This window comes from Streptomyces sp. RG80 (genome assembly GCF_040446465.1).
GTDB lineage: Bacteria > Actinomycetota > Actinomycetes > Streptomycetales > Streptomycetaceae > Streptomyces.
On the sequence record NZ_JBEAAJ010000003.1, the window covers coordinates 643,896 to 657,304 of the forward strand.

Here is a 13,409-nt window from a genome sequence, read left to right on the forward strand (position 1 = left end):
GGAACGACCAGATGGATACTGATCGTCTCCGCCCCAACGGACCGTAGAGAACGAGTGAATCGCGTGGACGTCATCCCCCCGCCCGCCGCCGACGCGGTGACCGGCCGCGCCGACGCGTACGCGGCCGCGCCGCTGCTCAACTGCCTGCTGCGCGAGGTCGCCGAGCCGCTCCCGGGAACGGGCGAGCGGCGGGTGCACCGACTGCCCAGCGGGCGGCTGCTGCGGGTCCGCGGCGAGCGGCGGCCCGCCGAACCGGAGACGGACCACGACGGCCACTGGCAGCGCATCGGCCACACCGAGCTGGTGAAGCTCGTCGCCGAGGAACTGACCCGCCACACCGGCCTGTCCAACCCGGAACTCCCCGCCGAGATGCTCGACAGCCGGGACGCCGTCGCCGCGCTCCTGACGGCACGCGCGCGTGCGACGCCGCCCACGGACCCCTACCTGCGCTCCGAGCAGTCCCTGCTCACCGGCCACCCCCACCACCCCGCCCCCAAGGCGCGCGGCGGCGGCCCGGTCGCCGGCTGGCTGCCGTACGCGCCCGAGGCGCACGCCCGCTTCCCGCTGACGCTGCTCGGCGTCCGGGAGGACCGGGTCGTCGAGGAGGGCGACACCGCCGCCCTCGACGCGCTCGGCGAGGCCCCGCCCGGCTACCGCCTGCTGCCCGCCCACCCCTGGCAGCTCGCCCTGCTGGACCTCACCGACGCCTTCGCCGACGGCCGCCTGATCCGGCTCGGCACGACCGGCTTCGACGCCTGGCCCACCGCCGCGATCCGCACGCTGTACGCCCCCGAGCGCGACCTGTTCCTGAAGTTCAGCCTGGACGTACGCATCACCAACGACATCCGCCGGCTGTGGCGCCACGACCTGGAGAAGCTCCGCAGGACCGACGCGGCGGCCTCCCGGGCGTTCGCGACGGGCCCGGCGGCCTGGCTGTCCGACCGCGGCTACCGCACCGCCGACTTCGCCTTCGAGGAACTCGCGGTCCTGGTCCGCGACGGATTCCGCGGCCATGTGCTGCCCGGCGCCACCCCGCTGCTCGCCGCGGGCCTGGTGGAGGGCTTCGAGGGCGGCCCGTCCGGGGGCGCGGCCTGGTGGGAGGCGTACCTGCGCGCGGTCGTCCCGCCCGCCCTTTCGGCCTTCGCCGACCACGGCGTCGTACTGGAGGCGCATCTGCAGAACACGCTGGTCGCCGTGGACGCCGACGGCACCCCCGTGCAGGCGCTGTTCCGGGACGCCGAGGGCGTGAAGCTGCTGCCCGAGGTGGACCGGGAGGCCGGCTGGGAGCGGCTGGTGTACACCCTCGTCGTGAACCACCTGTGCGAGGTCGCCGCCGCCCTCGCCGAGCGCGGGCCGGGCCTGGACCCCTGGCCCGCCCTGCGCCGCGAACTCGCCCGCCACGACCTCCCGGAGATCCCGGCCCTCCTCGCCTCTCCCACCCTGCCCGGCAAGACCAACCTGCTGCTTCGCTGGACCGGCGCCGACGGCGCGGACGCCCGCTACCTACCCCTTCCTAATCCGCTGGCCGGCGACATGATCTGAATTACCCTGGCCGGTGTGCTGCGCGATGTGACTGCTGTTCGATACGTGACCCCGCTGCGGTCCGGCGGCTCCGTGCCCGGAGTCTTCGAGGCCGACGACGACGGCACGTACGTCGTGAAGTTCACCGGCTCCGCCCAGGGCCACAAGGCACTGGTCGCCGAGGTGATCGTCGGCGAGCTGGCCCGGGCTCTCGGACTGCGCTTCCCCGAACTGGTCCTCGCGCACTTCGACCCGGCGATCGCGGACAGCGAGCCCCACCAGGAGGTGCGGGAACTCCACGGCGCCAGCGCCGGGATCAACCTCGGCATGGACTATCTGCCGGGCGCCGCCGACTTCACCCCGGAGGTCGCCAGGACCTTCCGGGTCGATCCGCTGGAGGCGGGCCGGATCGTCTGGCTCGACGCGCTCACGGTCAACGTGGACCGCACGGTCCACAGCTCGAACCTCATGGTCTGGCCCACGCTGGGCGTCGCGCCCCCGCGCCTGTGGCTGATCGACCACGGCGCGGCCCTCGTCTTCCACCACCGCTGGGACGGCTCCGACCCCGCCAAGCGCTACGACTTCCGCCACCACGCCCTCGGCCACTACGCCCCCGACCTCCGGGCGGCCGACGCGGAACTGGCGCCCATGGTGACCGAGGAACTGCTGCGCGGGATCGTCGCGGAGGTCCCCGACGCCTGGCTGGACGCGCCGGACTTCGCCACGCCCGACGAGGCCCGCGAGGCCTATGTGGCGTACCTCCACGCGCGCGTACGGGCCTCCGCGGACTGGCTGCCCACCGACTTCCCCACCCGGGAGGAACTCGCCGCCGAGGAGGCCCTCCGGGCGGCGAGGACACAGCAGGGCCGTCCGGACTGGCTCAAGCGGGTCCCGGACCTGCACGGCAAACCGGCGGCGGAACAGGATTGGTCGGTGCACCTCGGATGACGGAGGATTCCTTGAGCGAGTCGCAGTGGATCGAGATCGAGCTGGAGGACGAGCCCTCGGGTCCGGCACGGCGGGTCGAGATCGAGTACTGCACCCAGTGCCGCTGGCTGCCGCGCGCGGCCTGGCTGGCCCAGGAACTCCTGACCACGTTCGAGAGCGACCTCACCGAACTGGCCCTCAAGCCGGGCACGGGCGGCGTCTTCGTGGTGCGCGTCGACGACGAGGTGGTCTGGGACCGGCGCGAGCAGGGCTTCCCGGAGCCGACGGCCGTGAAGCAGGCCGTACGCGACCGAGTGGCCCCGGGAAAGTCCCTGGGCCACTCGGACAAGGCGTCTTCCTGAAGGTCGCGGGGGGTCAGCCCTTGAGCTGCTCGTACGCGGGCAGCGTCAGGAAGTCCGCGTAGTCGGCGTCCAGTGACACCTGGAGGAGCAGATCGTGGGCCTGCTGCCAGTGGCCGGCCGCGAACGCCTCCTCGCCGATCTCCTTGCGGATGTTGTCGAGTTCCTCGGCGGCGACCTTGCGGGCCAGTTCGGGCGTGGCCTTCTCGCCGTTCTCGAACTCGACGCCGGCGTTGATCCACTGCCAGATCTGCGAGCGGGAGATCTCGGCGGTGGCGGCGTCCTCCATCAGGTTGAAGATGGCGACCGCGCCGAGACCGCGCAGCCAGGCCTCGATGTAACGGGTGCCGACCTGCACGGCGTTGACGAGCCCGTTGTACGTCGGCTTGGCGTCCAGCGAGTCGATCGCGATCAGGTCGGCGGCCTCGACGTGGACGTCCTCGCGGAGCCGGTCCTTCTGGTTCGGCTTGTCGCCGAGAACCTTGTCGAAGGACTCCATGGCGATCGGGACCAGGTCGGGGTGGGCGACCCAGGAGCCGTCGAAACCGTCGCCGGCCTCACGGTCCTTGTCGGCGCGGACCTTCTCGAAGGCCACCTTGTTGACCTCGGCGTCCCGGCGGGACGGGATGAACGCCGCCATGCCGCCGATCGCGTGCGCGCCGCGCTTGTGGCAGGTGCGCACCAGCAGTTCGGTGTACGCCCGCATGAACGGGGCCGTCATCGTGACCAGGTTGCGGTCCGGGAGGACGAACTTGGCGCCGCCGTCACGGAAGTTCTTGACGATGGAGAACAGGTAGTCCCAGCGTCCCGCGTTCAACCCGGAGGCGTGGTCGCGGAGTTCGTAGAGGATCTCCTCCATCTCGTACGCCGCCGTGATCGTCTCGATCAGGACGGTCGCGCGGACGGTGCCCTGCGGGATGCCGCAGTACTCCTGCGCGAAGACGAACACCTCGTTCCACAGACGGGCCTCGAGGTGCGACTCGGTCTTCGGGAGGTAGAAGTACGGGCCCTTGCCGAGGTCGAGCAGCCGCTGGGCGTTGTGGAAGAAGTACAGGCCGAAGTCGACGAGGGCGCCGGGCACCGCGGTGCCGTCGGCGTCGACGAGGTGACGCTCGGCCAGGTGCCAGCCGCGGGGCCGCATGACGACGGTCGCGAGCTCGTCGTTCGGGCGCAGGGCGTAGGACTTGCCCGACTTCTCGTCCGTGAAGTCGATGTTCCGGGTGTAGGCGTCGGCCAGGTTGACCTGACCGAGGATCACGTTCTCCCAGGTGGGTGCCGAGGCGTCCTCGAAGTCCGCGAGCCAGACCTTGGCGCCCGAGTTGAGGGCGTTGATGGTCATCTTGCGGTCGGTGGGGCCGGTGATCTCGACGCGGCGGTCGTTCAGGGCCGCGGGGGAGGGGGCGACCTTCCAGGAGTCGTCCGCGCGGATCGCGGCGGTCTCCGGGAGGAAGTCGAGCGTGGAGGTGCGGGCGATCTCGGCGCGGCGCTCCGCGCGGCGGGCGAGGAGCTCGTCACGACGGGGCGTGAACCGGCGGTGCAGCTCGGCCACGAAGGCGAGGGCCGCGTCGGTGAGCACCTCCTCCTGCCGCGGCAGGGGCTCGGCGTCGACGATGGCCAGCGGGGACGGCGCTGGTGCGGACATGAGCTGTCACTTCCTTCAGCGTTGGCACCGGGTGCCAGTCGAACCGGGTACGGCGAGGGACGCCCTGGGAGCGGTAGGGCGCTTCTGAACAGTGGATACTAGTTTCCTCATCGTGGAAGTTCAATGGTTTGTTGATATCGAGATTCTCTGAGTCGAGGCAAGGTGGCGCTCAGTGCCACCCCGCTCACTCAAGGTGCTGGAGATCCTCGACGGTGTCGATGTCGTACGGCCGGGCGATGTCCCCGCACTCGACGAGGGTGATCCGGTCCGCGTGTTCCTTCAGATACGCACGTGCCCCTCGGTCCCCGGTGGCAGTCGCGGCGATGTCCGCCCAATGGGCCGAACCGAACAGCACCGGATGCCCGCGTACGCCGTCGTAGGCGGCCGATACCAGGGAGTCCGGCGACGTGTACGCGCCGAGCACGCGCGCGTGCGCCTTTGGCCCGATGCCGGGCTGATCCACGAGCGAGACCAGCGCCGCGCGCGCCCCCGTACCGGAGAGCGAGTCGAGACCCGCTCGAAGCGAGCCGCCCATGCCCCGCTCCCACTCCGGGTTGTCCACGAGCACACAGCCCTCCAGCCGCGCCCGCTCGCGTACGACGTCGGCCCGGGCGCCCAGCACCACGTGCACGCGCGTGCAGCCGGCCGCGCGCAGGACACCGACCGCGTTCTCGATCAATGGCCTGCCGCGATGCTCGAGCAGCGCCTTGGGCCGCCCGCCGAGCCGTCTGCCGCCGCCCGCGGCGAGGAGCAGCCCGGCGACCTGGTGTGCGTTGTCCGTCATGCGTCCTGCATACCCGACACCCCGGGAACGGGCCGGTTTCCGAGGGCTGAATTTCGGTCCGCGCAGTGGCGCGGCGCCCATCGGCTGGCGTTTACTGACCCCCGTCCCCGGCGCCTGACCAACGCCACGGGGCGGTTTCGGGCGGGACGACGACGTAGGGCGCACAACGGCGTGCGAGGGGGGAGAGCTGTGTTGCGGAGCTTGGGACAGAGGCCAGTGACCGGCAGCGACGAGGATCCGAGAGTGGCGGGACTGCGGACCGCGGTGTCCCGGTTGCGCCGCGAACTCGCCGCGCACCCGGCCGAGTTCCCCGACCGCGGCATCGCCGAGGACGAGCTCGCGGCGCTGGCCGCGATGACGATCGAGGGCGCACCGGAGATTCCCCGGCTGCGGCGGTCGCTGCTGCTGATCGCCGGGGCGATCGGCTCGGTCAGCGCGCTGTCGCGAGGGCTGACGGAGGTACGGGACGCGGTGGATCTGTTCGGGGAGCCGCGGCGGGGCTGAGGTTCAGCAGCCGCGGTCCGTGGCCAACTGGCCCCACAGGCTGCGCGGGTCGTCGGCGCGGAGCGCGGGGTCGATGCGTTCGAAACCCCGGAGCACGATCCGCTCGCACTCGTCGCACCGGTCGAGATAGGCGCCGAACTCCTCCTGGGGGCACCCCAGGGGCGGTTCCGTGAGTTCGGTGAAGAGCGGGAGGGCGGCCCGCAGGCGCCAGCTGAGGTCGACGAACCGCGCCACCGACGAACTGATGAAATCGACGGCCGGGTGATAGAGGTCCGCGAGGTGCTCGCGCAGTGCCGGTGCCACGTCCGCCGCGGTGAGCGGCGCCGAGCGGATGGCCAGGACCCGGCCGTCGCCCCGTACCGCCCCTACCCTCGGCGTCAGGTCGTCGACGCCCCACAGCCCCAGGTCGTAGAACCGGTCGTCCGCACGGGCCAGTTCACGCTCGCGCGGCCCGGCCAGGTTCGGCGCGAGGGTCGGCTCGACGTCCGTCTGGAACGACGGCGTCATGAGGACGTCGTCCGGCAGCCCGTGCTCGGCGAGCGCGAGCAGATCCGGCTGTGGCAGCCGCCACCCGCGTACCGCCGCCGGCCGCACCCGATGCCCGGGATCGACCAGACTCTCCAGCGGCGCGGTCATCACCGCCGTCAGCCGGTCCGCTACGGACGTCACGCGGGGTTCTGGGTGGCCAGCGCCTCGGACAGCTCGCCCGCGACCTGCTGGAGCACCGGCACGATCTTGTCCGTGGCCGACTCGGTGACCCGGCCCGCCGGGCCCGAGATGGAGATGGCGGCGGCGGTGGGGGAGTTCGGGACCGACACCGCGAGACAGCGGACCCCGATCTCCTGCTCGTTGTCGTCGACCGCGTAACCGAGGCGGCGTACGTCCTCGAGGGCCGCGAGGAAGCCGTCCGGGGTGGTGATCGTCTTCTCCGTGGCGGCCGGCATCCCGGTGCGGGCGAGCAGGGCACGCACCTCCTGGTCCGGGGTGTTGGCCAGCAGGGCCTTGCCCACGCCCGTGGAGTGCGGCAGGACGCGCCGGCCGACCTCGGTGAACATGCGCATCGAGTGCTTCGAGGGCACCTGAGCGACGTACACGATCTCGTCGCCGTCGAGCAGGGCCATGTTCGCCGTCTCGCCGGTCTCCTCCACCAGCCGGGCCAGATAGGGGCGGGCCCAGGTGCCGAGCAGCCGGGACGCGGACTCCCCGAGGCGGATCAGGCGCGGGCCGAGCGCATAGCGGCGGTTGGGCTGCTGGCGGACGTATCCGCAGGCCACGAGGGTGCGCATGAGGCGGTGGATGGTGGGCAGCGGCAGCCCGCTGCTCGCGGAGAGCTCGCTGAGGCCGACCTCGCCGCCCGCGTCCGCCATCCGCTCCAGCAGATCGAAGGCGCGCTCGAGGGACTGGACCCCGCCGGTGGCGGACTTGGCGGAGTCGGTGGTGCTGGCGCTGGACGTCGGCACGGCGCGTTCCTTTCGGGGTGGCAGGAAGGGCAGAAGCCTACCCGCCAGTCGGTTGACTCCCCGCTGGTACGTAGCTACGTTCTGCCTGTCGGAAGTCTAATTCCGCTTTGTGGAAACGTCCAGAGTGCGGCGCATCGGAGCGCTTCGGTGAAGTGTGCCCTTGACGGCGCGGAAGCGGGAGTGAAGACTCCTTCAACAGAACGTTGAATTCCGTAACGTGGAAGTAAATCCCGTTTCCCGGAAGTAACAACGGCGACAGAGAGGGGTCCGGGTGTCCGACGTAGAACTGGTGCTGCGCTCGACGCGGGTCATCACTCCGGAAGGGACACGCGCCGCTTCGGTCGCGGTCTCGGCCGGGAAGATCACGGCCGTCCTGCCGTACGACGCCGGCGTCCCGGAGGGCGCCCGCCTGGAGGACGTGGGCGACCATGTCGTCCTCCCCGGCCTCGTCGACACCCATGTGCACGTCAACGACCCGGGCCGCACCGAGTGGGAGGGCTTCTGGACCGCCACCCGCGCGGCGGCCGCCGGCGGCATCACCACCCTCGTCGACATGCCGCTCAACTCCCTCCCGCCGACGACGACGGTCGACAACCTCCGTACCAAGAAGGACGTCGCCGCCGACAAGGCCCACATCGACGTCGGCTTCTGGGGCGGCGCCCTGCCCGACAACGTCAAGGACCTGCGGCCGCTGCACGAGGCCGGTGTCTTCGGCTTCAAGGCGTTCCTGTCCCCGTCGGGCGTGGACGAGTTCCCGCACCTCGACCAGGACCGGCTCGCCCAGTCCCTCGCCGAGATCACCTCCTTCGGTGGTCTGCTGATCGTGCACGCCGAGGACCCGCACCACCTGGAGGCCGCCCCGCAGCAGGGCGGCCCCAAGTACGCCGACTTCCTGGCCTCCCGTCCGCGCGACGCCGAGGACACGGCAATCGCCCAACTCATCGCCCAGGCCAAGCGGTTGGACGCACGCGTGCACGTCCTGCACCTGTCCTCCTCCGACGCGCTGCCGCTGATCGCCGCCGCCAAGGCGGAGGGCGTCCGCATCACCGTCGAGACCTGCCCGCACTACCTCACCCTTACCGCCGAGGAAGTCCCGGACGGGGCCAGCGAGTTCAAGTGCTGCCCGCCGATCCGTGAATCCGCCAACCAGGACTTGCTGTGGCGGGCGCTGGCCGACGGCACCATCGACTGCGTGGTCACGGACCACTCGCCGTCGACGGCGGACCTGAAGACCGGCGACTTCGCCACCGCGTGGGGCGGCATCTCCGGCCTCCAGCTGAGCCTGGCGGCGATCTGGACGGAGGCACGGAAGCGGGGACACGGCCTGGAGGACGTGGTCCGCTGGATGTCCACGCGCACCTCGGAACTGGTCGGCCTGGACCAGAAGGGCGCCATCGAGGCCGGCCGCGACGCCGACTTCGCGATCCTCGCCCCCGACGAGACCTTCACCGTCGACCCCGCCGAACTCCAGCACCGCAACCGCGTCACGGCGTACGCGGGCAAGACCCTGTACGGCGTGGTCAAGTCCACCTGGCTGCGCGGCGAACGCATCGTCGCGGACGGCGAGTTCACGGACCCGAAGGGCCAACTCCTCACCCGCACCCACTGATTCACCACCGCACCCGCAGCGGCCGACGACCGAAAGGCATGTATCCCGTGACGGCGATTCCGAGCTTCACCGGCGACGCGAACCCCTACGGAGGCGGTGACCCGTACGCCGACTACCGCACCGCCGACTTCCCCTTCACCCAGTACGCCGACCTCGCCGCCCGGCAGCTCGGCGCCGGAGTCATCGCCGCCAACGACGAGTTCTTCGCCCAGCGCGAGAACCTGTTGATCCCCGAGCGCGCCGAGTTCGACCCCGAGCACTTCGGGCACAAGGGCAAGATCATGGACGGCTGGGAGACGCGCCGCCGCCGCGGTGTCTCCGCCGACCATCCCTGGCCGACGGCCGAGGACCACGACTGGGCGCTGGTCCGCCTCGGCGCGCCCGGCGTGATCCGCGGCATCGTCGTCGACACCGCCCACTTCCGCGGCAACTACCCGCAGGCGGTGTCGGTCGAAGGCACCTCGGTGGCGGGCTCCCCGTCCCCGCAGGAACTCCTGGGCGACGACGTGAAGTGGACGACCCTGGTCCCGCGCACCGCGGTCGGCGGCCACGCCGCGAACGGCTTCGAGGTGTCGGGGGAGCAGCGCTTCACCCACCTCCGGGTCAACCAGCACCCCGACGGCGGCATCGCCCGCCTGCGCGTGTACGGCGAGGTCGTCCCCGACCCGAAGTGGCTGGAGGTCCTCGGCACCTTCGACGTGGTCGCCCTGGAGAACGGCGGCCGGGCCGAGGACGCCTCCAACCTCTTCTACTCCCCGGCCTCCAACACCATCCAGCCGGGCCGCTCCCGCAAGATGGACGACGGCTGGGAGACCCGCCGCCGCCGCGACCAGGGCAACGACTGGATCCGCTACCGGCTGGTGTCCCAGTCCCAGATCCGCGCGATCGAGATCGACACCGCGTACCTGAAGGGCAACAGCGCGGGCTGGGCCTCCGTGTCGGTCAAGGACGGCGACAGCGGCGAGTGGACCGAGATCCTCCCGCGCACCCGCCTCCAGCCCGACACCAACCACCGCTTCGTCCTGCCGGCCCCGGCGGTCGGCACGCACGCGCGCGTGGACATCTTCCCGGACGGCGGGATCTCCCGACTGCGGCTGTACGGCTCGCTGACCGAGAACGGCGCCGCGACCCTCGCCGCCCGCCACCAGGAGCTGGGCGGCTGACACCCGCACGCGCGCGTGGCCCCCGTCCACCGCGAACTCGGCGCCCGTGACGTAGTCCGCCGACGCCAGGTACGCCACCGTCGCCGCCACCTCGTCAGCCGTCCCGAACCGGCCCAGCGCGGTCATCGCCGCCTGGTCGGAGGCGTACGGGCCGTCCGCCGGGTTCATGTCGGTGTCCGTCGGACCGGGGTGCACGATGTTCGCGGTGATACCGCGCGGACCGAGCTCCCGGGCGAGAGCCTTGGTGAGGCCGATCAGGGCCGACTTGCTGGTCGCGTAGAGGGTTCCGCCGGGGCCCGGCACGCGCTGGGTCATGCAGGTGCCGATCGTGATGATCCGCCCGCCGGCGCCCATGCGGGTGGCCGCCGCCTGGGAGGCGAGGAACACCCCGCGCACATTGACGGCCAGGACCCGGTCGACGTCCGCGAGGGACAGGCCCTCCAGGGGGCCCAGCACGCCCACGCCCACGTTGTTCACCAGCACGTCCAGGCCGCCGAGCGCCTCCACCGCGCGGTCCACGGCCCCCGCCGCCTCCTTAGCGTCCGCGGAGTCCGCCCGCAGGGCCACCGCCCGTCGTCCCAGCGCCTCCACACGTCGTACGACGTCGTCGGCCGCCTCCTTGCCGTTCACATAGGTGAGGGCCACGTCCGAGCCCTCCCGCGCCAGCCGTACCGCCGCCGCGGCGCCGATCCCGCGGCTGCCACCGGTCACCAGGGCCACCTTGCCGTCCAAAGTCGTTGTCATGGATCCATCCCAGCGGTCCGCCACCGCCGACGCTGGCGGCGAACGGACACCGAGGTCGGCATCGGCCGAGGAGGGGCGGTGGCATGAGCGGGCGATGAGTTGCGGGTGCCGCTGGGGTCTGAGCTCATGACAACAGACCCCACCCCAGGAAGAAGGCACCCGTCATGGGCAAGCTCGTCTCCCAGATGTTCGTCACCCTCGACGGCGTCTACCAGGCACCCGGCGGCCCCGGGGAGGACCCCCGCGGCGGCTTCGAGCAGGGCGGCTGGGTCGTCCCGTACGACGACGAGGACTTCGGCCGCTTCGTGGACCGGGTCTTCGGCGACGTCGGCGCGTTCCTCCTCGGCCGCCGCACCTACGACATCTTCGCCGGGTACTGGCCGAAGGTGACCGACCCCGCCAACCCGGTCGCCGCCAAGCTCAACGCCCTGCCGAAGTACGTCGCCTCCTCCACCCTCACCGACCCCGACTGGGCCGGCACCACCGTGCTCGGCGGCGACCTCGCCAAGGAGGTCACCGCGGTCAAGGAGCGCACCGACGGCGAGGTCCAGATCCACGGCAGCGGCGCCCTCGTACGGTCCCTGCTGGGCCTCGACCTGATCGACACCCTCCACCTGATCACCTTCCCGGTCGTGCTCGGCGCCGGCCGCCGCCTGTTCGCCGAGGGCTCCCTGCCGACGGCCTTCCGGCACCGGGGCGGGCTGATCACCTCCACCGGCGTCTCCATCCAGACGTACGACCTGGCGGGGCGGCCGGAGTACGGCTCGTTCGAGCTCCCCGAAAACGCCTAGGCGAATATCGGCCACCCGGGTACGGTGATCGTTCCTCGTGCGAGCCGCCGCCGTCTCCACCTCACCGATGCCTCTCCGCTGCGTCACCGACGCAGCACAGATGCATCCACGACGGAGACCGGAGAGCCGCACCGATGTCCTCGATCGCCGTACCGGGCACCCTCGCGCCCCGCCGCACCTGGCTGACCGACCTGCCCGTCCTGGCCGTGGCGGTGGTGTGGGGCGCCAGCTATCTCGCCGCCAAGGACATCACCACCGCGCGCACGGTGATCGCGGTCCTGGTGCTGCGCTTCGCGATCGTCCTGCCGGTCCTGGTCGCCGCCGGGTGGCGGTCCCTAGGCGCCCTGAGCGCCGCCCAGTGGCGCGGCGCCGGCCTGCTCGGGCTGATCCTCAGCGGGATCTTCCTGCTGGAGACCTACGGCGTCGTCCACACCTCGGCGACCAACGCCGGCCTGATCATCAGCCTCACCATGATCTTCACCCCGCTCGCCGAGGCCGCCGTCACCCGTACCCGTCCCTCCCGCGCCTTCCTCGGCGCCGCCGCCCTCTCCGTGCTCGGCGTCGTCCTGCTCACCCAGGGCGGCGGCTTCACCTCGCCTTCCCTGGGCGACCTGCTCATGCTGCTCGCGGCCCTCGCCCGTACGGTCCACGTCCTGGCCATGTCCCGCGTCAAGTCCGTCCAGGGCGCCGACGCGCTGTCCCTGACCACGGTCCAACTCGGGGCCGCCGTGGCGGTGTTCGCGCTCCTGGCGACCGGCGCGGAGGCCACACCGTGGGAGACGGCCGCCGGCTTCGGGCCGCGCGAGTGGGCCGGGCTGCTGTTCCTCTCCGTGTTCTGCACGCTCTTCGCCTTCTTCGTGCAGATGTGGGCCGTCCGCCGCACCTCCCCGTCCCGGGTCAGTCTGCTGCTCGGCACCGAGCCGCTGTGGGCCGCCCTGGCCGGCATCGCGCTCGGCGGGGAGCGGCTCGGTGTGCTCGGCCTGGCCGGTGGCGCGCTGGTACTTGTGGGGACCGCGTGGGGGCGCCGGGCGGCAGGTTAACTCCGCGAAAACTCATCGGACTTGACGGGAAAATCTCCGGAGTTGTCATTGACATGCCACTGTCTACGCGCGTCATCATGAGGGCATGAGATTCCCCCCACGGATCACACGCATCGGCGCCGCGGCCGCCGTCCTGTCCGCCCTTCTCGTCGGCGGAACCGTCACCGCCACCCCGGCGGCCGCCGCGGTCGGCAGCATCTGCTACAGCGATCTGCCCTCCCAGGCGTACGACACCCTCGAGCTGATCGAGCAGGGCGGCCCCTTCCCGTACTCGCAGGACGGCAGCGTCTTCCAGAACCGGGAAGGCGTGCTGCCGAGCCAGTCGACCGGCTATTACCACGAGTACACGGTCAAGACCCCTGGTTCGTCCACGCGGGGAGCCCGCCGGATCGTCACCGGTGAGAAGACCCAGGAGGACTACTACACGGCCGACCACTACGAGACCTTCGACCTGGTGAACTACGGCTGCTGAGGCCCCTCGCCACGGTCCCTCGCAGCGGATACGGGGAACGGTGACACCAGCCGGAGGTCCGGTCCGCGTTCAGCCGGACTTCCGGCTCTCCGCGGCGGCGAACAGCGCGATCGACAGCACGACCAGTGCGACGCTCGCGTAGAGCCCGTAGCCGTCGAGGAAGTCGATCCTCTGTACGAGTCCCCAGCGCAGGTCGGTGAACTCGTGCAGCAGACCGGCGATGCCCTGCGCCAGGGCGATGAAACCGAACAGTTCCAGCAGTTCCTTCATGGGAACACCCTCGCCCCGCCGTCCCCCCACGGACATCGGCCGCGGGGCGAGGGGTCCCCGACGGAAGTCTCAGGTCCACGCAGGCCTGGCGCGCCGAAAGTAGGCGGTCGGCCGACTTTGGTC

General features: G+C 71.4%; 14 protein-coding genes and 1 pseudogene. 9 read left to right on the top strand and 6 right to left on the bottom strand.

What is annotated here, in order from left to right; all coding sequences use genetic code 11:
• The first annotated feature begins 54 nt into the window (after nt 1–54).
• The 3 genes from ABKA17_RS12965 to ABKA17_RS12975 are packed head-to-tail and all read left to right on the top strand — an operon-like array spanning nt 55 to nt 2,810.
• On the top strand, nt 55–1,542 hold the full coding sequence (locus tag ABKA17_RS12965; RefSeq protein ID WP_353692137.1) for an IucA/IucC family protein: 1,488 nt from the start codon (nt 55–57) through the stop codon (nt 1,540–1,542).
• A gap of 15 nt (nt 1,543–1,557) precedes the next feature.
• Nucleotides 1,558–2,469: a HipA family kinase gene (locus ABKA17_RS12970; RefSeq protein ID WP_353692138.1), complete on the top strand. Its 912-nt coding sequence runs from the start codon at nt 1,558–1,560 to the stop codon at nt 2,467–2,469.
• 11 nt (nt 2,470–2,480) lie between these two features.
• Nucleotides 2,481–2,810 carry an Rdx family protein gene (locus ABKA17_RS12975; RefSeq protein WP_353692139.1) on the top strand — a complete coding sequence of 110 codons (330 nt, stop codon included), beginning with the start codon at nt 2,481–2,483 and terminating at the stop codon, nt 2,808–2,810.
• Between the two features lie 13 nt (nt 2,811–2,823).
• Here the strand turns inward: ABKA17_RS12975 and aceB are convergent, their stop codons facing one another.
• Nucleotides 2,824–4,449 (bottom strand): malate synthase A, encoded by a 1,626-nt coding sequence (gene aceB / locus ABKA17_RS12980; protein WP_353692140.1) that lies wholly within the window; start codon nt 4,447–4,449, stop codon nt 2,824–2,826.
• Between the two features lie 184 nt (nt 4,450–4,633).
• A complete protein-coding gene (locus tag ABKA17_RS12985; RefSeq protein WP_353692141.1) occupies nt 4,634–5,233 on the bottom strand; it encodes a nucleotidyltransferase family protein in 600 nt (199 codons plus the stop codon).
• Between the two features lie 216 nt (nt 5,234–5,449).
• Here ABKA17_RS12985 and ABKA17_RS12990 point away from each other — a divergent pair, with 216 nt between their 5' ends.
• The gene (locus ABKA17_RS12990; protein WP_353692142.1) at nt 5,450–5,737 is read left to right on the top strand and encodes a DUF5955 family protein; all 288 of its coding nucleotides are present in this window, start codon (nt 5,450–5,452) and stop codon (nt 5,735–5,737) included.
• Nucleotides 5,738–5,740: 3 nt separating this feature from the next.
• Here ABKA17_RS12990 and ABKA17_RS12995 read toward each other — a convergent pair whose 3' ends face one another.
• Both ABKA17_RS12995 and ABKA17_RS13000 read right to left on the bottom strand, forming a co-directional pair.
• Nucleotides 5,741–6,406, bottom strand: coding sequence for an SUKH-4 family immunity protein (locus ABKA17_RS12995; RefSeq protein WP_353692143.1), 666 nt, complete (start codon nt 6,404–6,406; stop codon nt 5,741–5,743).
• Nucleotides 6,403–7,197: an IclR family transcriptional regulator gene (locus tag ABKA17_RS13000; RefSeq protein ID WP_353692144.1), complete on the bottom strand. Its 795-nt coding sequence runs from the start codon at nt 7,195–7,197 to the stop codon at nt 6,403–6,405. Before ABKA17_RS13000 ends, ABKA17_RS12995 begins: the two co-directional genes overlap by 4 nt.
• A 271-nt stretch (nt 7,198–7,468) precedes the next feature.
• Here ABKA17_RS13000 and allB point away from each other — a divergent pair, with 271 nt between their 5' ends.
• Both allB and alc read left to right on the top strand, forming a co-directional pair.
• On the top strand, nt 7,469–8,806 hold the full coding sequence (allB, locus tag ABKA17_RS13005; RefSeq protein WP_353692145.1) for an allantoinase AllB: 1,338 nt from the start codon (nt 7,469–7,471) through the stop codon (nt 8,804–8,806).
• A 47-nt stretch (nt 8,807–8,853) separates the two neighbouring features.
• A complete protein-coding gene (gene alc / locus ABKA17_RS13010) occupies nt 8,854–9,969 on the top strand; it encodes an allantoicase (RefSeq protein WP_353692146.1) in 1,116 nt (371 codons plus the stop codon).
• 12 nt (nt 9,970–9,981) lie between these two features.
• Here the strand turns inward: alc and ABKA17_RS13015 are convergent.
• Nucleotides 9,982–10,713, bottom strand: a pseudogene (locus tag ABKA17_RS13015) (SDR family oxidoreductase); the annotation flags it as partial.
• Between the two features lie 164 nt (nt 10,714–10,877).
• Here ABKA17_RS13015 and ABKA17_RS13020 point away from each other — a divergent pair.
• From ABKA17_RS13020 to ABKA17_RS13030, 3 genes are all read left to right on the top strand, one after another.
• Nucleotides 10,878–11,504: a dihydrofolate reductase family protein gene (locus ABKA17_RS13020; protein WP_353692147.1), complete on the top strand. Its 627-nt coding sequence runs from the start codon at nt 10,878–10,880 to the stop codon at nt 11,502–11,504.
• Between the two features lie 134 nt (nt 11,505–11,638).
• Complete coding sequence (locus ABKA17_RS13025) at nt 11,639–12,544, top strand: DMT family transporter (RefSeq protein ID WP_353692148.1); 906 nt, start codon at nt 11,639–11,641, stop codon at nt 12,542–12,544.
• Nucleotides 12,545–12,629: 85 nt separating this feature from the next.
• The gene (locus tag ABKA17_RS13030) at nt 12,630–13,016 is read left to right on the top strand and encodes a guanyl-specific ribonuclease (RefSeq protein WP_353692149.1); all 387 of its coding nucleotides are present in this window, start codon (nt 12,630–12,632) and stop codon (nt 13,014–13,016) included.
• A 69-nt stretch (nt 13,017–13,085) separates the two neighbouring features.
• Here the strand turns inward: ABKA17_RS13030 and ABKA17_RS13035 are convergent, their stop codons facing one another.
• A complete protein-coding gene (locus ABKA17_RS13035) occupies nt 13,086–13,286 on the bottom strand; it encodes a hypothetical protein (protein WP_353692150.1) in 201 nt (66 codons plus the stop codon).
• Nucleotides 13,287–13,409 lie beyond the last annotated feature (123 nt).

Bases quoted from the DNA above. Each gene is read 5' to 3' on its own strand.
- aceB (WP_353692140.1), bottom strand. From the start codon at position 4,449: ATGTCCGCACCAGCGCCGTCCCCGCTGGCCATCGTCGACGCCGAGCCC.
- ABKA17_RS12985 (WP_353692141.1), bottom strand. From the start codon at position 5,233: ATGACGGACAACGCACACCAGGTCGCCGGGCTGCTCCTCGCCGCGGGC.
- ABKA17_RS13020 (WP_353692147.1), top strand. From the start codon at position 10,878: ATGGGCAAGCTCGTCTCCCAGATGTTCGTCACCCTCGACGGCGTCTAC.
- ABKA17_RS13025 (WP_353692148.1), top strand. From the start codon at position 11,639: ATGTCCTCGATCGCCGTACCGGGCACCCTCGCGCCCCGCCGCACCTGG.
- ABKA17_RS13030 (WP_353692149.1), top strand. From the start codon at position 12,630: ATGAGATTCCCCCCACGGATCACACGCATCGGCGCCGCGGCCGCCGTC.
- ABKA17_RS13035 (WP_353692150.1), bottom strand. From the start codon at position 13,286: ATGAAGGAACTGCTGGAACTGTTCGGTTTCATCGCCCTGGCGCAGGGC.